23 protein-coding genes, 1 pseudogene and 1 riboswitch are annotated in these 24,375 nt (G+C 41.2%); of the genes and pseudogenes, 14 read left to right on the top strand and 10 right to left on the bottom strand.

The window, feature by feature from the left end; all coding sequences use genetic code 11:
- Nucleotides 1-48: 48 nt before the first annotated feature.
- Nucleotides 49-201: pseudogene (locus L3V77_RS06645) on the bottom strand (tRNA uridine 5-oxyacetic acid(34) methyltransferase CmoM); the annotation flags it as partial.
- A 145-nt stretch (nt 202-346) separates the two neighbouring features.
- Between L3V77_RS06645 and elyC the strand changes: the two are divergent.
- Complete coding sequence (elyC, locus tag L3V77_RS06640) at nt 347-1,147, top strand: envelope biogenesis factor ElyC (RefSeq protein WP_275136298.1); 801 nt, start codon at nt 347-349, stop codon at nt 1,145-1,147.
- A gap of 52 nt (nt 1,148-1,199) precedes the next feature.
- Here elyC and torR read toward each other — a convergent pair whose 3' ends face one another.
- A complete protein-coding gene (gene torR / locus L3V77_RS06635; protein WP_195702957.1) occupies nt 1,200-1,913 on the bottom strand; it encodes a two-component system response regulator TorR in 714 nt (237 codons plus the stop codon).
- A 234-nt stretch (nt 1,914-2,147) separates the two neighbouring features.
- On the opposite strand from torR, the gene torD reads away from it, so the two are divergent.
- The 5 genes from torD (at nt 2,148) to L3V77_RS06610 (ending at nt 6,131) form a co-directional block, all read left to right on the top strand.
- Entirely contained in the window at nt 2,148-2,795 is a 648-nt protein-coding gene (gene torD / locus L3V77_RS06630; RefSeq protein WP_275136297.1) for a molecular chaperone TorD, read from the top strand.
- Nucleotides 2,796-3,043: 248 nt separating this feature from the next.
- On the top strand, nt 3,044-4,063 hold the full coding sequence (locus L3V77_RS06625; RefSeq protein ID WP_275136296.1) for a substrate-binding domain-containing protein: 1,020 nt from the start codon (nt 3,044-3,046) through the stop codon (nt 4,061-4,063).
- A 138-nt stretch (nt 4,064-4,201) separates the two neighbouring features.
- Nucleotides 4,202-4,304, top strand: a riboswitch (cyclic di-GMP riboswitch).
- Between the two features lie 117 nt (nt 4,305-4,421).
- The gene (locus tag L3V77_RS06620; RefSeq protein WP_275136295.1) at nt 4,422-5,012 is read left to right on the top strand and encodes a TfoX/Sxy family DNA transformation protein; all 591 of its coding nucleotides are present in this window, start codon (nt 4,422-4,424) and stop codon (nt 5,010-5,012) included.
- 135 nt (nt 5,013-5,147) lie between these two features.
- Nucleotides 5,148-5,825, top strand: a complete 678-nt coding sequence (locus tag L3V77_RS06615) for a TVP38/TMEM64 family protein (protein ID WP_275136294.1) — start codon at nt 5,148-5,150, stop codon at nt 5,823-5,825.
- Nucleotides 5,826-5,828: 3 nt separating this feature from the next.
- Complete coding sequence (locus L3V77_RS06610) at nt 5,829-6,131, top strand: DUF2007 domain-containing protein (protein ID WP_275136293.1); 303 nt, start codon at nt 5,829-5,831, stop codon at nt 6,129-6,131.
- A 17-nt stretch (nt 6,132-6,148) separates the two neighbouring features.
- On the opposite strand, the gene L3V77_RS06605 is transcribed toward L3V77_RS06610, so the two are convergent.
- The 3 genes from L3V77_RS06605 to topA all read right to left on the bottom strand — a co-directional run bounded on the left by L3V77_RS06605 (nt 6,149) and on the right by topA (nt 11,508).
- Nucleotides 6,149-6,946, bottom strand: a complete 798-nt coding sequence (locus L3V77_RS06605) for an alpha/beta hydrolase (RefSeq protein ID WP_275136292.1) — start codon at nt 6,944-6,946, stop codon at nt 6,149-6,151.
- 172 nt (nt 6,947-7,118) lie between these two features.
- Complete coding sequence (gene glgA, locus L3V77_RS06600; RefSeq protein WP_275136291.1) at nt 7,119-8,567, bottom strand: glycogen synthase GlgA; 1,449 nt, start codon at nt 8,565-8,567, stop codon at nt 7,119-7,121.
- Between the two features lie 313 nt (nt 8,568-8,880).
- Complete coding sequence (gene topA, locus L3V77_RS06595) at nt 8,881-11,508, bottom strand: type I DNA topoisomerase (protein WP_275136708.1); 2,628 nt, start codon at nt 11,506-11,508, stop codon at nt 8,881-8,883.
- Nucleotides 11,509-11,877: 369 nt separating this feature from the next.
- Here topA and L3V77_RS06590 point away from each other — a divergent pair, with 369 nt between their 5' ends.
- Complete coding sequence (locus L3V77_RS06590; RefSeq protein ID WP_275136290.1) at nt 11,878-12,123, top strand: DUF2498 family protein; 246 nt, start codon at nt 11,878-11,880, stop codon at nt 12,121-12,123.
- Nucleotides 12,124-12,244: 121 nt separating this feature from the next.
- Here the strand turns inward: L3V77_RS06590 and aroA are convergent, their stop codons facing one another.
- Entirely contained in the window at nt 12,245-13,531 is a 1,287-nt protein-coding gene (aroA, locus tag L3V77_RS06585; RefSeq protein WP_275136289.1) for a 3-phosphoshikimate 1-carboxyvinyltransferase, read from the bottom strand.
- A gap of 149 nt (nt 13,532-13,680) precedes the next feature.
- Between aroA and aat the strand changes: the two genes are divergently transcribed.
- The 3 genes from aat to infA all read left to right on the top strand — a co-directional run bounded on the left by aat (nt 13,681) and on the right by infA (nt 15,413).
- The gene (gene aat, locus L3V77_RS06580) at nt 13,681-14,403 is read left to right on the top strand and encodes a leucyl/phenylalanyl-tRNA--protein transferase (protein WP_275136288.1); all 723 of its coding nucleotides are present in this window, start codon (nt 13,681-13,683) and stop codon (nt 14,401-14,403) included.
- Nucleotides 14,404-14,416: 13 nt separating this feature from the next.
- Nucleotides 14,417-15,115, top strand: a complete 699-nt coding sequence (locus L3V77_RS06575) for an arginyltransferase (protein WP_275136287.1) — start codon at nt 14,417-14,419, stop codon at nt 15,113-15,115.
- A 79-nt stretch (nt 15,116-15,194) separates the two neighbouring features.
- The gene (gene infA, locus L3V77_RS06570) at nt 15,195-15,413 is read left to right on the top strand and encodes a translation initiation factor IF-1 (protein ID WP_005600159.1); all 219 of its coding nucleotides are present in this window, start codon (nt 15,195-15,197) and stop codon (nt 15,411-15,413) included.
- A 150-nt stretch (nt 15,414-15,563) separates the two neighbouring features.
- Here infA and clpA read toward each other — a convergent pair whose 3' ends face one another.
- Nucleotides 15,564-17,834, bottom strand: a complete 2,271-nt coding sequence (gene clpA, locus L3V77_RS06565) for an ATP-dependent Clp protease ATP-binding subunit ClpA (RefSeq protein WP_275136286.1) — start codon at nt 17,832-17,834, stop codon at nt 15,564-15,566.
- Between the two features lie 47 nt (nt 17,835-17,881).
- Nucleotides 17,882-18,202, bottom strand: coding sequence for an ATP-dependent Clp protease adapter ClpS (gene clpS, locus L3V77_RS06560; RefSeq protein ID WP_275136285.1), 321 nt, complete (start codon nt 18,200-18,202; stop codon nt 17,882-17,884).
- A gap of 397 nt (nt 18,203-18,599) precedes the next feature.
- On the opposite strand from clpS, the gene cspD reads away from it, so the two are divergent.
- Complete coding sequence (gene cspD / locus L3V77_RS06555) at nt 18,600-18,821, top strand: cold shock domain-containing protein CspD (RefSeq protein WP_275136284.1); 222 nt, start codon at nt 18,600-18,602, stop codon at nt 18,819-18,821.
- Nucleotides 18,822-18,901: 80 nt separating this feature from the next.
- Here the strand turns inward: cspD and L3V77_RS06550 are convergent, their stop codons facing one another.
- Entirely contained in the window at nt 18,902-21,130 is a 2,229-nt protein-coding gene (locus tag L3V77_RS06550) for an NADP-dependent isocitrate dehydrogenase (RefSeq protein WP_275136283.1), read from the bottom strand.
- Nucleotides 21,131-21,426: 296 nt separating this feature from the next.
- Between L3V77_RS06550 and L3V77_RS06545 the strand changes: the two genes are divergently transcribed.
- On the top strand, nt 21,427-22,104 hold the full coding sequence (locus L3V77_RS06545; protein WP_275136282.1) for a pseudouridine synthase: 678 nt from the start codon (nt 21,427-21,429) through the stop codon (nt 22,102-22,104).
- A 42-nt stretch (nt 22,105-22,146) separates the two neighbouring features.
- On the opposite strand, the gene L3V77_RS06540 is transcribed toward L3V77_RS06545, so the two are convergent.
- Complete coding sequence (locus L3V77_RS06540; protein ID WP_275136281.1) at nt 22,147-22,416, bottom strand: hypothetical protein; 270 nt, start codon at nt 22,414-22,416, stop codon at nt 22,147-22,149.
- Nucleotides 22,417-22,604: 188 nt separating this feature from the next.
- On the opposite strand from L3V77_RS06540, the gene mnmA reads away from it, so the two are divergent.
- Nucleotides 22,605-23,714, top strand: a complete 1,110-nt coding sequence (gene mnmA, locus L3V77_RS06535; RefSeq protein ID WP_275136280.1) for a tRNA 2-thiouridine(34) synthase MnmA — start codon at nt 22,605-22,607, stop codon at nt 23,712-23,714.
- A 36-nt stretch (nt 23,715-23,750) separates the two neighbouring features.
- Nucleotides 23,751-24,368 (top strand): high frequency lysogenization protein HflD, encoded by a 618-nt coding sequence (gene hflD / locus L3V77_RS06530; RefSeq protein ID WP_275136279.1) that lies wholly within the window; start codon nt 23,751-23,753, stop codon nt 24,366-24,368.
- Nucleotides 24,369-24,375 lie beyond the last annotated feature (7 nt).

Genomic DNA, 24,375 nt, shown 5'->3' with positions numbered 1-24,375 from the left:
ATTGTTACGCTTAAATGTGTAGACAAACTATTTCGCCTTCTCTTATCTATTTTGAACCGGAGAATGAATTAACGAATAGTGTCCAAGTAAGCCGTTTTTGACAATGTCTTGCTTCCCTAAGTTGTACATCTCTGAAGAGATATCACACAATAAGAATCGATGGCGTAGCCCCGCTAACCGTTGAGATATTTGCGCTATGCCATCATTTTCACACTCAATACTTTCCATTTTTATGATTGGAACATCATTTTTTAAATGAGCCAGCTATTCTGTCATAGGAATAATAAGAATAAAGGGGTATGCTGCTTTTTTACTTCTAAGTGATGGTTTTTCGGACTAATTAAGTATGTTTGAGCTGAAAAAGATAGTTTCTTCTCTAGCAATGCCCTTACCCGCTCTATTAATTATCGGGTTCATCGGTTTGCTATTTATTATGTTTACCCAGAGACACAAGTTTGGCGTACTATTTGTGTTTTTATCGTTGGCTGGCATTTTTCTCGTTTCTTTCCAACCTATTTCTACTCGTCTATTGATGCCAATGGAAAGAGAGATTACCGCTTTTTTACCAGTGGATGAAAACATCGATTATGTGATGGTATTAGGCGCTGGCCATGTTGTAGATGATCAAATTCCGCCGACTTCAGAACTAAGTCGGACCGCGTTGATGCGATTAACTGAAGGGATTCGAATTATCCGAATGTATCCAGGGTCAAAATTAATACTGTCTGGTTACGCCGGAGGTACTGAATTCAGCCATGCAAAAATGATGGCACGAGTCGCGTTAGCACTTGGTGTCGCAAAACCCGATATTATTCTTCTCGAAACCGCAAAAGATACGTGGGAAGAGGCAAGGCAAGCCGCCGCTTTTGTAAATCAAAGCAAACTGGTCTTGGTCACCTCTGCGAGCCATATGAAAAGAGCGCTTATGGAATTTAATTCCGCGGGTCTGAATCCAACGCCGGCACCAACTAACTATTTGGCTCAATCGAATATTGAACAATATTGGCAAAAATACACACCCCAATCAGCCTATCTAGAGCAAACTGAACGCTATTGGCATGAACAATTAGGCCTTTGGTGGACATACGTACGAGATACACTTCTCACTACGGAAGAAACGGAATTGAAGGTTACCCAACCAGAATAAAAAAGCCGAGGATATTCCTCGGCTTTTTTGCATTTTAATCATTCAGTTTATTTTACTCGCCGGCAAACATGTAACCCTCTCCATGCACCGTTACGAATATTTGAGGATTCTTAGGATCATATTCCATCTTCGAACGTAAACGTCTTATTAACACATCAATCGTTCTGTCGTTGGGTGCATCGACTCGATGACTAATTAGGCTCAGTATTCTCTCGCGACTCAGCACCTTATTAGTATGCGTCGTTAGCGCAACCAATAATTCATATTCAGCTTTAGTTAGCTTCACTGGTTCACCATCTTTACATAAGGCTCTACGCTGAATATCAAATACCCAATCACCAAAATAAACCGTATTTCCAGAGATATCCACAAGCTCTTTATCTTCTGGGATTTGATTTACCAGCGAGATTCGCCAAAGAAGATTTTTGACCCTAACAAGAAGCTCTCTCAATTCAAACGGTTTGGTCACATAGTCATCCGCTCCCATTTCGAGCCCTACGATTTTATCAATGCTATCGGTTCGACCAGTAACCAGAATGATACCGATAGTAGACTGGCTACGCAGCTCTCTCGTTAACATAAGTCCATCTTCGCCCGGAAGGTTGACATCTAACATGATGAGATCAATCTCTTTTTCAGCGAGTATCCCACGCATTTGCTGACCATCTTCTGCTTCACTAACTTGATAACCTTCTTTTTGAAAGTAACCGACAAGTTTACTTCTAGTGACAACATCATCTTCTACAACTAATACATGACTGCTCATAATCGCCGCTTATATCTTGTTTGATTGATAATCATCTTATTCATATCTATTAACAATTCTAGCAATAGTTTTGAAAAACGTGCAAAATTTGTCACTTTATTGATTAAAGGCAACTTATTGACTTTGGGTTAATTTCCTTACATTTCCTGTCATATTTATTCATATTTTGGATTAGTTCTATTCACATTTTTTGCTTACACTAATAGAGACCTCATTAGTTTAGGAAATATCGTGATGGAAGAGACAAAAGCATTTAACGAGAAACGAGCTGAAATATACTGGTGGCTCTCAAGCCTGTTTGCGCGTGAACTAACACCAGAAGAAATTGAAACATATCAATCTCATGAAATCCGTTCTTTTTTAACCGGACTGGGAGAGAACGAAAACTTAAAAGCACCTGTAAACAAACTCATCGACGCTCTCAACCGCTTACAAGATAGAGAAGATGCGCATTTAGAGCTGGCCGCTGATTATTGTGAACTATTCTTAACCACTGATTCGGCTGGTGCACTTCCCTATGCATCTATGTACATTGGTAAAGCGAAATTGCTCAACGATAAACCCGCTAGAGAGATGGAAGCGTTGATGCAAAGCAAAGGTATTGATGTAAAGGAAAGCTTTAACGAGCCCGCAGATCACGTTGCCATTGAACTCGATTTTTTGGGTAATATGATCATTCGTTCCAACGAGTTAGAAAAACTCCAGCACATAAACGATGCATTGATCGAACAAAAAGATTTTATAGAAACTTATTTGATGAGCTGGATCCCACAGTTTAGCGAAAAATGTGCCAAATTAGATGACTTTGGTTTCTATGGCAGCATTACTGAGCTACTTGTTAGCTTCTGTCAACTAGATTGCATCTACTTGACTGGCGAATAAGCCTTAGTAAATGTGGATACTAAGTATTAAATCTGAGTACTAGGTCTTAATACCAAATTTCTATCATTGTTTACAGAGCTATTTGCCTATAAAATTGTTCCCATACTTACGAGTAAAGATTACTGATAGCCGCTATGTTTAATAGCGGCTTTTGTGCTTTCTCGACATTAGCTGACGAAATCGCTTTCAATGTCTGTATGATATAATACGCACTAAAAGCTCAGCCTTCGCAGAATAGGACAACCATAATGGCAACGATTAAAGATGTCGCCCGCATAGCCGGTGTATCCACAACCACTGTGTCTCACGTTATTAACAAAACTCGCTTTGTTGCAGAAACAACTCAACAAAGGGTTAACGAAGCGGTAAAAGAGTTGAATTATGCCCCCAGTGCCGTTGCTCGTAGTCTAAAATGCAATACCACAAAAACCATCGGTATGCTCGTTACTCAATCCACCAACCCATTTCTTGCAGAAGTGATTAACGGTGTCGAGAGCTATTGTTATCGCCAAGGCTATACTCTCGTGCTTTGTAATACTGGTGGTATCTACGAAAAGCAACGCGATTATATACGCATGCTCGCAGAAAAACGCGTTGACGGTATTTTTGTCATGTGTTCTGACCTAACCCATGAACTTCAGCAGATGCTCGACTCTCACGCTGACATTCCAAAAGTATTCATGGACTGGGGACAAGGTGAATCGTTATCAGAGCAATCAAAAGACAAGATCATCGATAACTCCGAGGAAGGGGGTTACCTAGCGACGAAGTTTCTTATTGATAACGGTCATACTGATATCGTTTGCTTGAGTGGCCATTTAGATAAGACACTGTGTATTGAGCGACTCGACGGGTATAAAAGAGCGTTGGCAGAAAGCAACATTACGTTTAATGAAGCTAACGTGTTTGAAGGCAACTTTGAATGTGATACTGCCGTCGAAACAGCAGATAAAATTTTGGCTATGGATAAAAAACCAACTGCTATTTTCTGCTTTAACGACACTATGGCCCTCGGCATGATGAGTAGACTTCAGCAGAATGGGATACGTATACCTGAGGATATCTCTATTATCGGTTACGATAACATTGATTTAGCAGAATATTTTTCACCTCCATTAACGACAATTCATCAACCGAAGCGACGCGTCGGCAAAACCGCATTCGAAATCTTATTGAGCAGAATTAAAGACAAAGAACATGAAAGGCGTATTTTCGAAATGCATCCGGAGTTAATGGTTCGTGAAAGCGTAAAAAACATCAAAAATTAATGTTTAATTTTAAACACTTAGCATGACTTGACTAAGTATTGACTACAAATGCATAATTACACTAAATAATTGAGACCAATATCACACTAGAAAATTCTATTGGTGATCTTTGTTCAAACTTTACCTATATTAATAGAGTCACGATCAGGGCAAACCAATTGAAAAGTTGGGACGCAAAGCTTCCGGCCTCACGTTAATTTTGCCAATTTGGCAGAATTGAAAAGGTAGCGGGGTTACCGAAGACCGGTTAACAAATTAGTCATGAGTTCTAACTTTCCTCTGACATCTCAATTAAAATATTTGTTAATTTCTCGGTTCTGAATTGGTTGATGCAATTTTTAACCTGAGATTTATAAAAATGGACAAACCAGTACTTAAAAACTCATTAAAACTGTTTGAATTATTTGGCAAGATAAAATCTCGCTCGATGTTCGGCGGATTTGGCATCTTTGTTGATGACGTCATGTTTGCTCTCGTCGTTAATGATTCACTTCATATTCGCTGTTGCGAATCTCTTGAAAAACAGTTTAAGCAAGCAAACTACCAACCTTATGTATACAAGAAACGTGGATTCCCTGTTGTTACCAAGTATTTTGCTCTCCCAAATTCACACTGGGATAATAGCGATCAGATACTCAAAATAGCAGAGCTTGCTTTAAAAGCTGCTCATAAAGAGAAAGAATCGAACGCGGAAGAAAAACCCACTCGCCTAAAAGACCTGCCTAATCTTCGTTTAGGTACAGAACGCATGCTAAAAAAGGCGGGGATTAATTCGGTTACCGCATTGAGAACGATGGGCTCTGTACAAGCTTTCAAAGCTATTCAGGCATCTCAAGAAGACCAACTTAATATCGAATTACTGTGGGCGCTTGAAGGCGCTTTAAATGGCGAGCATTGGTCTGTTATTTCTCAAGCACGCAGAAGCGAACTCATCGATTCACTACAATAAATCGTCGTCATTTTTGTAACTTCTATAATTAAAAAACCGCTAAGCGACGCTTAGCGGTTTTTTTACGTCTATATGAAAGTTTTTCCTAACTTAGCCTGTCATAATAAGTAATATCATTTTATTGGAATTGTCTAAATGAACAAAAAAATTATTATTGGCCTAGTCTTGGTTGCTACGATTATTATACTTGCTACTCAGTTCGGTCAGTATTTCACGTTAGAAAACGCCAAACAGCAACAAGCGCTACTTGCTGAATACATTGAGAACAACTTTGCGACAGCGGCTTTAATCTACTTCTTTACTTATGTTGCGGTAACGGCTTTTTCTATCCCTGGGGCAGCGGTGGTTACCTTGTTAGGAGCGGCATTGTTTGGTTTTGTTACCAGCATATTCCTCGTATCATTTGCGAGCACTATAGGGGCGACGTTAGCTTTTTTGAGCAGCCGATATCTGCTTAGAGACTGGGTACAAACTAAATTTGGTACAAAACTTAATACCTTAAATCAAGGCATTGAAAAAGATGGGGCATTCTATCTATTTTCATTAAGATTGATCCCTGTATTTCCCTTCTTTCTTATCAACTTGTTGATGGGACTAACACCTATATCAACAGTAAGGTTTTACCTAGTAAGCCAACTTGGCATGCTGCCAGGTACCATGGTGTACCTAAACGCCGGTACCCAATTAGCCAATATTGATAGCCTTTCTGGTATTGTATCTCCTAGTGTATTGGCTTCGTTTGTTCTGTTAGGTCTATTTCCAGTGATTACAAAATGGGTTATGGCCAAACTACGTCCAAACGACGCGGTTTAACCTATGAAAGTGTTTTGCGCATCCAATCCTACCGAAGCTCATATTATCTGTGGGCTTTTACAACAGCACTCTATTCGTGCAGAGGTGCGCGGAGAAGGTATCTTCGGCCTCAAAGGTGAACTGCCGCTAACTGAAGATACTGACCCGTATGTGTGGTTGCTACAGCCGAATAAAGTTGAAACCGTAAAGCAGTTGATCTCAGATTATCAGCACCAGCAAGAAAATCTTGTGGATTGGATTTGTACTGGATGTGGTGAAGTAAACGAAGGCCAATTTGGACTTTGTTGGAATTGCAGTCATCAATAACAAACGTGAGTAGACAGTTACTTTATTTGTTGGTGAATAAAATCTATCGATTTGGCGTTAAATTCATCTGGTTTTTCTACGTTACATACGTGACCACAATCTAATATTTCAAGTAGTGTACTTTCACTATGTCTCGCGACCATCTCTTTTACTGGAGTGATAAACATATAGTCTTTATCTCCCATTAAATAGAGTGTTGGAATGACCAAATCTTTATCTCGGAAATAACGCATCATAGGGTTCACCTCGGAGGTGAGCCTAACCCAGCGTTTAAACTCTTTTTGGCAGAGCTTTTTGGCTTCGCGTACGAATATATGGCGTGATTCTTTCTGACTTCTCTGCGGCATGACTATATAGGCAAACAGGCCATATAACCACATATACGGAACAATGTGTTTACTTATGTCGCCAAGCTTCACCAATATTTGGGAACGAATATTCAAACGAGTTACCGCTCCACCTAACACCATTGACCTCACTCTATCAGAGGCCAACTCTGCAATATTTCGAACAATGATAGTACCCAAAGACATGCCAACAAAGTGAGCTGATTGTATCTTAAGATGATCCAATACTGTCAAAATATCGAGCGTGACGTCTTTAAATGTATACTGATTGGTGATGAAGCCTTTCAATAAATTATTGGATCGACCGTGTCCTCTTAAATCGACAAGCAACAAATTGAAATGCGCTTTATATGCCTTGATCTGCTTAAACCAGATAGAAGAGCTGCCGCCAGCACCATGCACAAAAACAACCCACTCCGAACTGGTGGGGTGTGTGTAGGTCTTATGGAATAAAAGTGCTTCTGACATAGGGCGTAACTTACAGTCCGTTTAGTTTATGGAAACTTTAACAAGCTATTCAGCTTATCACATCTGCTAAATATAAGATTAGCGGTTATTTGCATGGAATTGTATAAATTTATTTAATTTGCTACTAAAGTTGAATATCTGTTCACCGAATTCACTCTATCTTGCATTATCCTCAAAACGCGGAAGCATACATCTTGAGGTACTCTTTAGCTGAATGTCGCCAGTTGAAGTCGCTTTTCATGCCTCTAATCTGCACCTGCTTCATCTGTTTAGGAGACTGGAGATAAAAAATCAATGCGCGTTGCATTGTTACCAATAATGTCTGTGCATCTGGTTGCTTAAATACAAACCCCGTCGCACTATCTGGGTTTTCATCACAATCAATTACCGTATCTTTCAATCCACCAACTTCACGCACAATAGGTAATGTACCGTAAGCCATGCTATAAATTTGGTTCAAACCACATGCCTCAAATTCAGACGGCATAAGAAAAAAATCGGATCCAGCCTCAATCAAATGAGCCAGCCTTTCACTGTATTGTTGAATAAAAACAAATTTATCTGGATACTTGTCTGATATCCCTCTTAATCGAGCGGCGATGTTGGCATCGCCCGTCCCCATAAATACAAGTTGAACATCGTTGCGCAAAAAACACTCTAAGATAGGAAGAAGATAATCAAATCCTTTTTGATGCGATAGACGGCACACCATACCAAACATAGCTACGTTTCTATGTTCAAGGCCGTTTTCATGTTGCAAACACTCTTTTGCTGCAGCCTTACCTTTTTTTAAACTTGCTAGGGTCGAACAGTACTGGAGTGGAATACATTGGTCTGTGCTTGGGTTCCATGTATCATAATCGCAACCATTGAGTATACCAATCAAGTCTTGTGACCGCTGATTAAAGTCCATATGCAGCCCATGAGAACCTAGTGGCGTTAACAACTCCTTGGCGTAATTTGGACTCACTGCGTTAATCTTGTCTGCAAATGCTAGGCCCGCCCTAAGTAACCCCACATGGTGATGGTTGTACCTAATGTGCTCCATACCATCAAGTTTAAGCTCGGGAATAATGTTCAGTTCGTTGTAGGAGTAGACCCCTTGAAATAGCGCGTTATGTACGGTCAGTACGCTGCGCACATTATTAAAATAGCGATCATGTCCGTATCGAGTTTTAATCAAGAGTGGCACCAAACCGGTATGCCAATCATTGCAATGTATTATATTGGGTTGAATGCCCAACTTGGGTAAGCAGTCCAAAGAAGCAGAAGAGAAAAAAGCAAATCTTTCCGCATTGTCACTATAGGCTTGATTATTTTCGGCATAGAGCTGTGATCTGTCAAAATAATGTGGACAATCAATGGCGTAAACAGGGACTCCATCAAGGTCCATTCTTTTTACCTTGTAGGCAATCCGTGGCCAACATTCTAATTCTGTCGATAAAACAACCTCGGCGCTATCATAATCAGGCAGGAGGCTGTAACAAGGAATGACTATAGCTACATCATGTCCAAGCGTTTTGAGGGCCTTGGGCAACGCTTTTGCCACATCGGCTAAACCACCACTCTTAACCAAACCTTCTGCTTCAGAGACTACATACCAAATGTTCAATTGTTTCATTCTAAAACCACTTTAGATAAATAATTACGATGACATTGATTTATTCGCACACGTGAAAATCGCATTTCTACGCGTTAGATATACTACAACCCTGAATTGAAGTCTCGTTTAAATCCAATTTGGGCTTGATAATAGGACGTTCGATAGGACAATCTAAGATCGAGAAACAAGGGGTGGTATTTTGCCAATACTCATATTGGGGCCGACATCCATATTGATCACAAACTTACCTCGCTTAATATCAAGTATTTGCTATTTTATCGGCAATAAAAAAGGCGCCCTTTCGGCCGCCTCTTAGTATCAAATAGACAGTTTATGCCTTCGATTTTTTCCGCTTATCTGTGATTTCCCATTTACCATCAATGTATAAACCCGTCCATCCAGAAGGTTTACCATCCACTTCGGTACGAACATAGTTTTCTTTCGCCTTACGGCTGAATCGAACAACAGTCGGACGTCCGTCTGGGTCAGCAACAGGTGCGGTGGTAAGATATTGGAATTTTGGCGAAATTCTATCTTTATAAAGAACCAATTCCTCTACCAGTGGCGCACGGGTTTCACGAGATTTAGGGAAATTACTTGCTGCCATAAATAGGCCAGAAGCGCCATCACGCAATACAAAGTAAGCATCTGAGTTTTCACACGGTAATTCTGGAAGATGTACTGGGTCTTCTTTAGGGGGCGCGACATCACCATTCCTAAGGATCTTACGAGTATTCTTACACTCCTCGCTAGTACAACCCATATACTTACCAAATCGACCATTTTTGAGGACCATATCAGAGCTACATTTATCACACTCAACAATAGGGCCATCATAGCCTTTCAGCTTAAACTCCCCTTTTTCGATTACATAGCCTTCGCAGTTCGGATTATTACCACAAACATGAAGCTTACGCGTATCATCGATCAAATAAGCGTCCATTGCCGTTTCACAAATTGGGCAACGTTTCTTCGCTCGCAAAGCCGCCGTTTCAACGTCTTCTTCCAAGACATTAATAATGCCTTCTTCATCACCCAAATTAATCGTTGTCTTACAACGTTCTTTTGGTGGCAGTGCATAACCAGAACAACCTAGGAACACACCTGTTGACGCAGTACGAATTCCCATAGTACGGCTACAGGTCGGACATTCAATATCTGTCTCTACGATGTGGTTGGGCTTCATACCGCCATCGTCTTCATCCAGTTCCGCTTTCTTAAGATGGCTTGAAAAATCGCTAAAGAAGTTATCTAATACGCCTTTCCAATTCGTCTCACCCTCAGCAACTTGATCAAGTTTCTGTTCCATACGAGCGGTAAAGTCGTAGTTCATAAGGTCATCAAAACTGCCATCAAGACGGTCAGTAACAATCTCTCCCATCTTCTCAGCATAGAAACGACGCTGAGCCACTTTCACATAACCACGATCTTGAATCGTAGATATAATCGACGCGTAAGTAGATGGGCGGCCTATGCCACGCTTTTCTAACTCTTTAACCAACGCCGCTTCAGTGAATCGCGCAGGCGGTTTAGTAAAGTGTTGTTTAGGTTCTAGGTCTTGCAGATCCAATTTATCCCCGACTTGAACTGCCGGTAATATTTGGTCTTCATTTTTTCCCATTGGTCTTTGAACGCGAGTCCAACCATCAAACTTAAGGATACGACCTTTCGCTTTTAGGGTGAATTCAGCAGCCTTAACACTTACGGTAGTAGAATCGTATTTCGCTGGTGTCATCTGGCAAGAAACAAACTGATTCCAGATAAGTGAGTAAAGCTTGACCGCATCTGCTTCCATACCTTGCAGATCATCCGCCTTAACTTCTACGCTTGATGGTCGAATAGCTTCGTGCGCTTCTTGCGCACCCGCTTTACTCCCATAACGAATGGCGGCATCTGGCAGATATTTATCACCAAACTCAGACGAGATATAGCCACGAAGTGTCTCTACCGCTTCCGCGCTTAGATTGGTAGAGTCCGTACGCATATAGGTGATATAGCCCGCTTCATAAAGTCGCTGAGCTAACATCATGGTCTTCTTAACTCCATACCCCATACGGGTACTCGCGGCTTGTTGCAGCGTTGAAGTAATATAAGGTGCCGATGGCTTGCTTTGAGTGGGTCTATCTTCACGTTTACACACTTCATAACTTGCGTTATCAAGGGTAGCAACGGCAGACATCGCTTCCGCTTCTGCACTTGGCCTAAAATTTGAACCGCTTCTTTGTGCAACCATCAAACGGAAATCGGTTTTATCTGCCGTTTTGGTATTCGCGTGGATATCCCAAAACTCTTCAGGTATAAACGCATTGATTTCGCGTTCACGTTCTACCAGTAGCTTAACAGCAACGGATTGGACACGGCCAGCAGATAGTCCTCTCGCCACTTTTTTCCAAAGTAGCGGAGAAACCATAAAGCCAACGACACGGTCCATAAAGCGACGCGCTTGCTGTGCGTTAACGCCATCCATGCTTAACTCGCCAGGAGTTTCAAAAGCTTGTTGGATTGCATTTTTAGTGATTTCGTTAAAAACAACTCGCTTATATCGCTTTTCATCGCCACCGATGATCTCACGAAGGTGCCAAGCGATGGCTTCCCCTTCGCGGTCTAAATCGGTTGCGAGATAGACGGTATCTGCGTCTTTCGCTAATTTCTGTAATTCGGCTACCACTTTTTCTTTACCAGGTAGCACTTGATAGTTGGCTTCCCAGTCATTAAATGGGTCAATGCCCATTTTTTTAATTAGTGATTTACGCTCTTTCTCATTCTTAATACGAGCTTTATCTTCCGGGCTCATACCTTTCGTCGAAATCGCCGCCGCTTTTTGGCCACTACTCTGGCCTGCCGTAGGAAGGTCTCTTACATGACCGACACTCGACTTAACAATAAAGTCTTTACCAAGATATTTGTTGATGGTTTTTGCCTTGGCAGGTGACTCCACTATAACAAGTGATTTACCCATAATAGACTCTGACATCCTCAATCATTGCGATGGCTATAATTCGATTGATAGCGTTAATATTCACTATCAAAACCTATACCAAAATTTAAGTTTCTATTTTTACTATTGAGCGAGAGCGCCAGAAGATCAACAAATATTTTTCATTTTAATTCTATCTGGTCGACTTATAGACAATAATTCGACGCTCCAAACTAGACGACGCACATAGTAATCAGCTACAAATTTATTTCCCTTATAAAACGAAGGATTTATGTCGCAGCTCACAGTTTCTTTATGGTTTAACTAAGATTAAAGGTAATTTAAGCGTTGATTTTGATCTTTGAATGCATAAACTGTCAAAAAATCAATTTTTACCTAGGCAAAATAATTATGAGCGATAAAAAAATTGTTTCCGAATTTGATCTTCTATTGATTGCAAACCAGATAATCCAAGATAGCGATGGCTATATAGAGGGAATGCACGCAGATTCTGTGATAGAAAAGGATGACGTTTTAGTCTTTAAAGGCCAATATTTCCTAGACGAAAACGGCTTACCAACAGCGGATACTACTGCTGTTTTCAACATGTTCAAATATCTCGCGATTAACTTATCTAAAGAATTTACGCTTCAATAACCTATATACTTGAGAGAAAATATCCACCGCGTTGGCGTATACAACTCGCATTACTCACTTTAAATGGTATGAGATTCCCGCTTTCATGGGAATCTCAAGTGTTCAGCAACAATACATCAATCTACTGTGTCCTACTAAGGCCTTTCAGCTTGTTAAAATAGTCCGGAAACGTTTTGGATGTACATGCAGGATCATTGATCGTAACTGGCGTATCACTTAATGCAACGAGAGAAAAGCACATTGCCATTCTATGATCATCGTAGGTATCGATTACAGCATGGTTGAGCTTATTGGTCGGCGTGATGGTAATATAATCTTCACCTTCCTCTACTTCCGCACCAACTTTACGTAGTTCTGTCGCCATCGCGGCTAAGCGATCGGTCTCCTTGACTCGCCAGTTATAAACATTACGAATAACCGTGGTACCTTTTGCAAATAGAGCGGTTGTCGCGATAGTCATTGCCGCATCCGGAATGTGGTTAAAGTCCATATCGATCGCTTTTAACTCACCAACACGTGAGATAACATAATCGTCGCCCCACTCTATTTCCGCACCCATTTTCTCTAGCGCATCCGCAAATTTAATATCGCCTTGAATGCTGTTCTTCCCTATACCTGTGACCTTAATCTCACCACCTTTTATAGCCGCTGCGGCTAAGAAATACGAAGCAGAGGAAGCATCCCCTTCAACGAGAAACTCGTCGGGTGAGATGTAATTTTGCCCCGCAGGAATAACAAATTGGGCGTAATTTTTATTGATAACATCAACACCAAACTGCTTCATTATGTGCAACGTAATATCGATATATGGCTTGGAAACTAGTTCACCATCAATATTTATGGTTACTTCACCTTCAGCAAGGGGAGCCGACATCAAAAAAGCCGTTAAGAATTGACTTGATATTGAGCCATCAATTGAAACGCTCCCTTCTTTTAAGCCAGTTCCTTGGATTTTTAATGGGGGATAGTTTTCATTTTCTAGATACTCAATTTGAGCACCAGCGCTACGTAATGCATTAACTAAATGTCCTATAGGACGCTCTTTCATGCGAGGTTCGCCAGTTAATACGTAGTCGCCTTCACCTAAGCATAAAGCGGCGGCTAGTGGACGCATAGCGGTTCCTGCATTACCGAGAAAGAGTTCTAATGCACTGCTACTTTGAAATGACCGTCCTAGGCCTTCTACTTCACAAACCGTTTTATCATCTGAAAGTGTATATTGCACACCCAAAAGTGATAATGCATTGAGCATATGACGGATATCATCACTATCCAGCAGATTAGTAAGACAAGTCGTGCCTTTGGCAAGAGCAGCAAGTAGCAACGCTCGGTTTGAGACACTTTTTGAACCAGGGAGGTTGACTTCACCATTTACTTGATGAATAGGTTGTAGCGTAAGGGATTCCATTGAATAGATTGTCGATAAATTCTTCGTGTTAGCAGACTAGCGAAATTTGTTTAGGTTGGCTAGTGAAAATGACGAATCATTCATTTATGATATACAAATGGCCGAAATTGATTAACTCACATTACTAGTTGGATAATAGACCCCCCTCCATGACCATTTATTTGCCAGAACTAGACTCAGATTTGCTCTTATTCCCTTCACCTGAAGAAGCGTTGAAGGAGCCCAATGGATTGCTTGCTTTAGGAGGAGACCTAAAAGTCGAACGACTAGTTGAGGCCTATAACCATGGCATATTTCCATGGTATAGCCCTAATGAGCCTATACTTTGGTGGAGCCCCTCACCTAGAGCCGTTATTGTCCCTAGTGATTTTAAGCCCTCTCGTAGCTTGAGGAAGTTTTATCGTCAATCGGACTACACCATCAGCATCAACGTAAACACGAAGAAAGTCATAGAGTTATGCGGCTCATTAAGGGATGAAAACGAAATGTGGTTGAACCCAGAAATGCAGGTTGCATATAGTCAACTCGCTTCAACAGGGTACTGCCATTCGGTTGAGGTTTGGCAAGATCGCGAACTAATTGGTGGATTATATGGTATTCAGGTTGGCAAACTGTTTTGTGGCGAGTCAATGTTTAGCACCAAAACAAACGCATCAAAAATTGCATTATGGGCCTTCTGCGAACACTTCCATTCATATGGCGGTGAATTAATCGACTGCCAAGTGCTTAACCCACACACTCATTCTTTAGGGGCGATTGAGTTATCTCGTACCAAGTTCTTAGAAAAGCTAGAGCTTTTAAAATCAGAAAGACTCGATAGCGCTTGTTATCAACCACAGTGGCTCAATATTCCACCTTCGAATAAGCTGTAAATGGAGAAGTGTAATGCCAGCTGAAGCTCGACAGATTAAGATTGGCTTGTCTAGTCAAAATCACTGCAATTACCTAGAAGATCGGATGGAAAGAGTCGCGGTTGCTATGGATGAAGAACTGCATACTGAAAACAATTATGAAATGCTTCTGGCAAATGGTTTTAGGCGTAGCGGCAATACAATATACACCCCTTATTGTGACAACTGTAATGCTTGTCAGGCAATCAGGATATCCATCCCGGACATAGCGCTCACTAAAAGCCAAAAAAGACTGAAAAATAAAGCACAGACGCTGAATTGGCAGATGAAGAACGAGATGGACGAGAATTGGTTCGAGCTATACAGCCGATACATCAACAAAAGGCATACAAACGGCAGTATGTTCCCTCCTCAAAAAGATGTTTTCGCTCAGTTTTCTCAATGTGATTGGTTAAATACCCAGTATCTACACATTTATGACGGAAAGAATCTGATCGCTATTGCTGTCACCGATGACATGCATCTTAGTGCTAGTGCCTTCTACACTTTCTTCGACCCTGACTACCCGCTATCCCTTGGTACTGTTGGCGTATTGATGCAAATAGAACATTGCATTCAAACCAATAAACAGTGGCTATATTTAGGCTACCAAATAGACGAATGCCCAGCGATGAATTATAAAGTACGTTTTCATCGCCATCAAAAGCTAGTAAATCAACGATGGCAAGGGTAGAATACTGCCCAACTTTACTATATATACAATTAATGACCATCGCGTCGTTAATAATCGCCTGATTTCTAAAGAGGATTAAATGGCTAAAGAAGACGTAATTGAATTGCAAGGCACTGTTCTTGATACTTTGCCTAACACTATGTTCCGTGTTGAGCTTGAAAATGGTCACGTTGTGACAGCTCATATCTCTGGTAAAATGCGTAAAAACTACATTCGTATTCTTACTGGCGATAAGGTAACTGTTGAGATGACACCATACGACCTTTCGAAAGGACGTATTGTTTTCCGTGCTCGTTAATCGCTCAACGATTACGTACCTATAAAAAAACGGAGCATAATGCTCCGTTTTTTATTACATAAAATTAAATCAATATGTCCGCCTTGACGATGAACAAGATGGATGTAATTACGCAAACTGCGTCACCACACCCATACTGTCATACGTTAACTAATGAACTGGCTCTTCTTGTGCGTTGAAATAATGAAACTCCAGCTCACCATCCGTCAGATTGACTTTTACTGTGCCACCATTCACTAACGAACCAAACAACAGTTCATTCGCGAGCGGTTTCTTTAGTCTATCCTGAATGACACGTCCCATCGGGCGAGCGCCCATTGTCTTATCATAGCCTTTCGTTGCTAACCAGCACCTTGCATCTTCAGAAACTTCTAAAGAGACACCACGTGCGTCTAAGAGCGCCTGTAGTTCAACAATAAACTTATCCACTACTTGATGAATAACGTCTTCGCTCAAGCTGTTAAACCAAATAATACTGTCTAAACGGTTTCTAAACTCTGGCGTAAAGACTTTCTTTATCTCAGCCATTGCATCGGTGGTATTGTCTTGTTGAATCAGACCCATCGATTTCTTCTCTGTTTCCGAAACCCCAGCATTCGTGGTCATTACTAGAATGACATTTCGAAAATCAGCTTTCCGACCATTATTGTCCGTCAGGGTACCGTTATCCATTACTTGTAATAACAGGTTGAAGATATCTGGATGCGCTTTTTCAATCTCATCCAACAGCACTACGGCATGTGGGTTCTTTATAACAGCGTCCGTTAATAAGCCACCTTGGTCATAACCTACATAACCTGGAGGCGCACCAATTAATCGGCTGACAGAATGCCGTTCACCATACTCAGACATATCAAAACGAAGCAGTTCTATACCAAGCAGTTTTGCTAGCTGCAAGGTAACTTCTGTTTTACCGACACCGGTAGGACCGGCAAATAAGAACGAACCGACAGGTTTATTGTCTGCACCTAATCCAGCCCTCGTTAGCTTTATCGCTTCACTAAGTACTCCGATAGCAGGATCTTGACCAAACACGAGCATCTTCATTCGTTTCTCGAGTTCCTGTAACGTGTCTTTGTCTGAAGATGAGACAGATTTTTCAGGTATGCGAGCCATTTTCGCGACCATCGACTCAATATCCGCGACGCTCACCGTTTTTTTACGACGACTCGCTGGCATCAGTCGACTGCGAGCACCGGCTTCGTCAATCACATCAATCGCTTTATCTGGTAGATGGCGTTCATTGATGTACTTTGCTGACAACTCAACCGCGGCTCTAAGCGCTTTATTCGTATAGCGCACTTCATGATGGGCCTCGTATTTTGATTTAAGACCAATCAGAATTTTAGTGGTATCGTCTAACGATGGTTCGATAACATCTATCTTTTGGAACCGTCGAGAAAGCGCACGTTCTTTTTCGAAAATACTGCTGTACTCTTGATAGGTCGTTGAACCAATACAACGCAGTTTACCGCTACTCAATAGTGGCTTAATTAGGTTCGCCGCATCCACTTGACCACCTGACGCCGCACCAGCACCAATAATGGTGTGGATCTCGTCTATAAATAGAATGGCATCTTTTTCGTTTTCTAGCTGCTTAAGTATCCCTTTAAATCGTTTCTCAAAATCACCACGATATTTGGTGCCCGCCAGTAAAGACCCGATATCAAGAGAATAGATTATGCTGTCCTGAATAACTTCTGGTACTAAACCTTCAACAATACGCCAAGCTAGGCCTTCTGCGATAGCCGTTTTTCCGACACCAGCTTCACCAACTAACAATGGGTTATTCTTGCGTCTACGACAAAGAACTTGGATAGTTCGCTCCAGTTCCTTATCTCGACCAATCAACGGATCTATGTCGCCGTTTTTCGCAACATTATTTAGATTGGTCGCGAAAGCTTCTAAGCGCTCATCTGCTGGGATATCTTCTTGTTGTGGGCTGCTACCAAAAACATCAGGTGACGATTCATCATCCTTATCGGATGACTTAGAAATACCATGGGAGATATAGTTAACAATATCTAATCGACTCACGTCATGTTTTTTCAACAAGTAAGCCGCATGGGACTCCTGCTCACTAAAGATGGCGACCAGAACATTTGCACCTGACACTTCGTTGCGACCAGAGGACTGAACGTGAAAAACCGCTCTTTGCAACACGCGCTGAAAACTCAGTGTTGGTTGCGTCTCTCTGCTTTCATCATTTTCTGGAATAAGTGGTGTGGTTTGATCAATGAAGGTATCTAGCTCAATTTTCAACACCTCAATATCAGCTTTACAGGCTTTGAGTGTTTCTCTTGCTGCGTTGTTGTCCAGTAGAGCGAGTAATAGGTGTTCGACCGTCATAAACTCATGCCGTTTATCTCGAGCACGGGCAAAAGCGCCGTTAAGACTTGTTTCTAATTCTTTGTTAAGCATAAGTACCTCCGCAAAGAGCAACCAGTGTCCGGTGAATAGCGACTAAACTACGCCTGTTCCATCGTGCACAAAAGCGGGTGCTCGTTTTCCCTCGAATACACAGTGACCTGAGCCACTTTTGTTTCGGCAATTTCAGCAGTATAAGTGCCACAAATAGCCTTACCTTCGTAATGAATTTGAAGCATTATCTGAGTTGCCTTCTCCAAATCCATGGAAAAGAATCTCGCCAGTATATCTATGACAAAATCCATCGGTGTATAGTCATCATTATTTAAAATGACATGATACAAAGATGGCGCTGTGACCTTAGTTTGTTCTTTCTCCAGTAGGTCTGAATCTGGAGTGATCCATTCGTATTGTTTGCTCATTTCTACATCGAGTTGTTGAAAAGTTAAAACATAACTTTTCCTTAACTTAGAGCCTAATTCACCATCGGTGTACCTGCAAATAAAACTTTGTCATCTTTGAACTTTCTACGCCTGATCGAACAAAACCTAATCAACTTCGCACTTAATGAACAAATACGTACCAGTTTGCACAATAGATCACAAAGTTAGTAAAATGTTAATCTCAAATCTGAGTTGTTGCATATTTTTTACGTTTTTGTGGTGTTTTAGTATTGACTGTCCTCTCTGATTGGCTAAATTATGTTCTGTAGTGAAGGTAAATTAGGCAGCAAAATGGCTTACTCACTACAATTTGCGCATTTTAGACGTAAATATTATGAAACAACTTCAGTTACAAAATGCATGAGGGATGTAAAGCATGGCTACAGGTACAGTTAAGTGGTTCAACAACGCCAAAGGATTTGGATTTATCTGCCCAGAAGGTGAAGACGGAGATATCTTTGCTCATTACTCGACGATAAAAATGGACGGATACCGTACATTAAAAGCGGGTCAGCAGGTATCTTACGAAGTTGAAGACGGACCTAAAGGTTCCCACGCTAGTTCAGTTGTTCCCGTTGAAGGTCAACAAGTAAAATAATAACAATGCTGCCTTAAATGATGTAGTAGAGAAAATAAAAACCCGCCAAATTAAGCGGGTTTTTTTATCTTTGATTTATATTACAAGTTATCTATCAATTGATTCAACGTAGCACTAGGTCGCATCAACGCTGATACCAAAGCATCAACAGGAGCATAATAGCCGCCCAACTCACCTTTAACACCTTGCACTTTATTTAACTCATTCACAATGACATTTTCGTTAGCATTCAGTTCTGCGGCAATCGGTGCAAACTCTTTCGCAAGTTGTGCATCCTGTACCTGCTCTTTTAACGCTTCAGCCCAGTACATTGCTAAATAGAAATGGCTTCCTCGGTTATCTAACTCACCAACTCGACGAGAAGGCGACTTGTTAGTATCTAAGAATTTACCTGTTGCCTTATCCAGAGTATCAGCAAGAACTTTCGCTCTAGCATTACCAGTAACAACACTTAAATGCTCTAAAGAAGCGGCCAATGCTAAGAACTCACCAAGTGAATCCCAGCGCAGATGGTTTTCTTTTTCTACTTGTTGTACGTGCTTTGGCGCTGAGCCTCCTGCACCTGTTTCAAACAAGCCTCCACCATTCATTAGTGGCACGATCGATAGCATCTTAGCGGATGTACCGAGCTCCAAAATTGGGAATAAATCAGTAAGGTAATCTCGAAGAACATTACCTGTAACTGAAATAGTATCTAATCCTGCTTTTATTCTAACCAAAGAGAACTCTGTCGCTTCAACTGGCGAAAGAATCTTAATCTCTAATCCAGAGGTGTCATAATTCGGCAGATACTGTTCCACTTTTTTGATTAGTTGAGCGTCATGAGCACGCGCTTCGTCTAACCAAAAAATCGCAGGAACACCCGTTGCACGAGCACGAGTAACAGCAAGTTTTACCCAATCTTGGATTGGTGCATCTTTTACTTGGCACATACGGAAGATATCGCCTTCTTCTACCGCCTGTTCCATTAACACAACACCAGATGTGTTGACAACATTAACTGTGCCCGCTTCTTGAATAACAAATGTTTTATCGTGCGAACCATATTCTTCTGCTTTTTGCGCCATCAAACCAACATTTGGTACGCTTCCCATCGTAGTCGGGTCAAAGGCACCATTTTCTTTACAGAAATCAATAACGGTTTGGTATACACCTGCATAACAGCGATCTGGAATCATTGCTTTGGTATCTTTTTGCTTACCGTCTGGACCCCACATTTGACCAGAAGCTCGAATCATTGCAGGCATCGAAGCATCAACAATGACATCACTAGGTACATGCAGGTTAGTGATACCGCGATCTGAATCAACCATAGCGAGAGGAGGTTGAATGTCGTATACACTTTGTATCGCCGCTTCAATCTCTTCTTTTTGAGCTTGTGGTAGATCTTGGATCTTCGCGTAAACATCACCAATACCGTTATTTACATCTACACCTAGCTCATCAAAAAGCTGGCCATATTTTTCGAATACCGCTTTAAAATAGACCTTAACCGCGTAACCAAATATGACCGGGTCAGATACCTTCATCATTGTCGCCTTCAGATGAAGCGACAACAATACATTTTCTTGTTTTGCTTTTGCCGTTTCTGCTTCAAAAAATGCAACAAGTGCTTTTTTGTTCATTACTGAGGCATCAATAATTTCTTTATCTTTCAATGCTATTTTTTCTTTAAAAATAACCGTATCACCACTTGCTTTAACAAGTTGAATGCTTACCTCATCCTCGCCATCAATAGTGACGGATGTTTCGCTACCAAAGAAGTCATTGTCTGACATACTAACAACATGAGTATTGGAATCTTTCGCCCAAGCACCCATTGAATGTGGGTTTTTCTTGGCATAATTTTTCACTGATGTTGGCGCTCGGCGGTCTGAATTACCTTCACGTAACACAGGATTGACTGCGCTACCTTTAATCTTATCATAGACGGCTTTTACCGCTTTTTGCTCATCGTTTGTCGCTTCTTCAGGATAGTTAGGTAACGCGTATCCTTTAGACTGAAGTTCCTTAACTACTGCTTGTAGCTGTGGAACAGACGCAGAAACATTGGGAAGCTTGATAATATTTGCTTCTGGGGTTGTGGCTAATTCACCTAGCTCTGCTAACGCATCGTCAATGCGTTGTTCTTCTTTTAAATACTCTGGGAAGTTCGCTATTACACGTCCCGCTAACGAAATATCACGAGTATCAACGTCAATACCAGAAGATGCTGTAAACGCTCGAATAATTGGCAGCAATGAGTGCGTTGCCAAAGCTGGAGCTTCATCTGTAATGGTATAAATGATGGTCGGTTTTTCTGTAGGCATGAAATTTCCCTATAATTTTGCAGGCTAATTGGATGAGAAGAAAGCCCGAATTTAATTAACACAATTGACTAAAAAACATCCTCAAGATTCAACTGTGCTTGTTTGCTCTTTACGATCAAGTTTACTGAGCTTGACCACTCCATAAGCAGTTACATCGTTATAATTAAACAATCAACGTAAGTTAGTCTATCATAACGTGCAGCAATCCATATTTTCGGCGCAAAAATAATAGCTTAGTTTTCCTAATATTCAAACTTTTACACACAATTTGTTTACATAAATGTAAGGTAGTTAACATGTCTTCGCAGTTAAAATGCACTAAATCCAAACAATTCAATAAGTCTAGTTCTTCGCATTTTAAACACGCACACCCTGTTTCTTCGAGTAAACACAGGGCAAAGAGTCGCAGGACTAAGCCAACTATATCGCCGGAAGAAAGAAAAGTGATCGTGTTCAACAAACCTTACGATACTTTAAGTCAGTTTACCGATGGTGAAGGAAGAAAAACGTTAGCGGATTACATACCCATTAAAGATATTTACGCGGCAGGCAGACTAGATAGGGATAGCGAAGGATTGATGATCTTAACCAATGACGGCATCTTGCAAGCCAAGTTAACTCAACCGAGCTCAAAATCACCTAAGACTTATTGGGTCCAGATCGAAGGGGCGCCAAAAGAGTCGGACATAGACAAACTTAGAAAGGGGGTCGAATTAAAAGATGGTTTAACGCTTCCAGCGATTATTGAAGTGATGGACGAACCGAATATATGGCCACGAAATCCACCAGTTCGTTTTAGAGCCGCAATTCCGACGACTTGGCTTTCGATTACTATTTATGAAGGTAGAAATCGCCAAGTGCGTAGAATGACCGCGAATATTGGCCATCCTACTTTACGGCTTATCCGTTATTCAATGGCAAACCAAAATCTTCAAGAATTGAAACCCGGTGAGTTCCGAGTCATTGACATGTAAGACCACGATAATAACGATGTTATTGAACCGTTTGTGACAGCTCTACTCCCCTTGCATGAAGCTCAAGTCAGGTAGCATATCAAGATGTTGTGCGTAGCGTTTCTCATCGAACTTACCATCATTTTTCATCACATCAAATATCTCTATCGTTAATGCACACGCCATCATCGCTTTAGCATCTTCCTTTGATGACCCAGTCATCATTAACCTCATTAAAGTCTCAGTGACTTTTTTTGGTTGTCCATCTGCCAACTGATTGTCTATCGTTTCAAGCAATTCAGCTTCACCCATAAATTCATTTTGATCGGTCATTTTGTTGTCTCTTCTAAAATTCTGATTAAACTATGACAGATAATTGCTAAAACTCGAAAATAATTCCACATCAATTCGATTTTTACTCTTCTGGAAAGCTCATAAACTGTGAACAGCGTCGCTAAACTGTATCCTTTAAAATCTTTCTGGTAGAATCACCGCCCGTATGATCTTAGTGGTAAAAAACAATGCCTGATAACAGCCAAAAGAAAGTCATTGTCGGAATGTCCGGCGGTGTAGATTCATCCGTATCTGCCTATCTTCTCCAACAACAGGGCTATCAAGTAGAAGGCCTGTTTATGAAGAACTGGGAAGAAGACGATGGTGAAGAGTACTGCACTGCAGCTGAAGACCTTGCCGATGCGCAATCGGTTTGTGACAAGCTAGGTATCTATCTTCATACCATTAATTTCGCAGCCGAGTATTGGGATAACGTATTTGAATACTTTTTAGCTGAATATAAAGCAGGACGTACACCAAACCCTGACATTCTTTGTAATAAAGAGATCAAATTCAAAGCATTTCTAGAATTTGCCGATGAAGTCCTTGATGCTGACTATATCGCCATGGGACATTATGTCCGTCGAACCTTCCCACAACAAGGGGAGAAACCACAGATGTTGCGTGGTATTGATGGCAATAAAGACCAGAGTTACTTCCTCTATACACTGAGCCACGAACAGGTTGAACGAAGCCTTTTTCCCGTGGGTGAACTGGAAAAACCAGAGGTCCGCCGTATCGCTGAAGAACAAGGGCTTATTACGGCTGAGAAAAAAGACTCTACGGGTATCTGCTTTATTGGCGAACGAAAGTTCACCGATTTTCTTGGTCGCTATTTGCCAGCACAACCAGGACAAATAGAAACGCCAGATGGAAAAGTAATTGGCGAGCACCAAGGGCTCATGTATCACACGCTAGGCCAACGTAAAGGGTTACATATCGGTGGTCAGAAAGGTGGTGGCGGTAATGAAGATCCGTGGTATGTTGCTGACAAAGATTTAAAGCGAAATGTACTGATTGCAGTTCAAGGGGCTGACCATCCACTTCTAAAATCGACTGGATTGCTCGCATCACAGCTGCATTGGGTAAATAGAGGTGTAATTTCAGAATCAATGAGTTGCACAGTAAAAACGCGTTATCGTCAACAAGATATTCCATGTACAATCATCCCTATCGATGATGAAAATATCAAAGTAATCTTTGACGAGCCACAAGTTGCTGTGACACCTGGGCAATCTGCGGTATTTTATAGAAATGATATTTGCCTTGGTGGTGGTATCATTGAACAAAGAATTTAATTCAAAACGAATTTAACACCTTATTAGGAGCTCTACGTGGCAAATACACTTTATGATCGTACGATTGCTTTTGCTGGGATATGCCAAGCTGTTGCACTAGTCCAACAGGTAGCAAAAGACGGTTATTGTGATACTGACGCGTTTGAAGCTTCTGTTAAAGCCATTATCAATACCACCCCTTCCAACACACTGGAGGTCTACGGTCGAGAGTCTGACTTAAAGATCGGACTTGAGTGCATGGTAAAAGGTATTGACAGCACACCAGCCGGAAGTGAAGTTACTCGCTATATCATCAGTTTGATGGCATTAGAACGCAAGCTAAATGAAAAAAATGAAGCGATGGCACAGTTAGGCGAACGCATTCAAATGATCGAACGCCAAGTGAATCATTTTGATCTTTTCGATGAGCAGATGATAAGCAACATTGCAAGCATCTACCTCGAGGTAATCAGCCCCATTGGTCCTCGTATTCAGGTAACTGGCACCCCATCCGTATTACAGCAAACCACTAACCAACACAAAGTTCGCGCTCTTTTGCTATCTGGCATCCGTAGTACTGTACTTTGGAGGCAGGTTGGTGGTAAGCGTCGCCATATGGTATTTGGACGTAAAAAAATGGTCGAACAGGCTCAAATACTTTTAGCTCGACTTTAACATCTAA

The organism is Vibrio sp. DW001 (genome assembly GCF_029016285.1).
In the GTDB taxonomy this organism is placed as follows: domain Bacteria; phylum Pseudomonadota; class Gammaproteobacteria; order Enterobacterales; family Vibrionaceae; genus Vibrio.
This window is presented reverse-complemented; position numbering and strand designations above follow the sequence as displayed.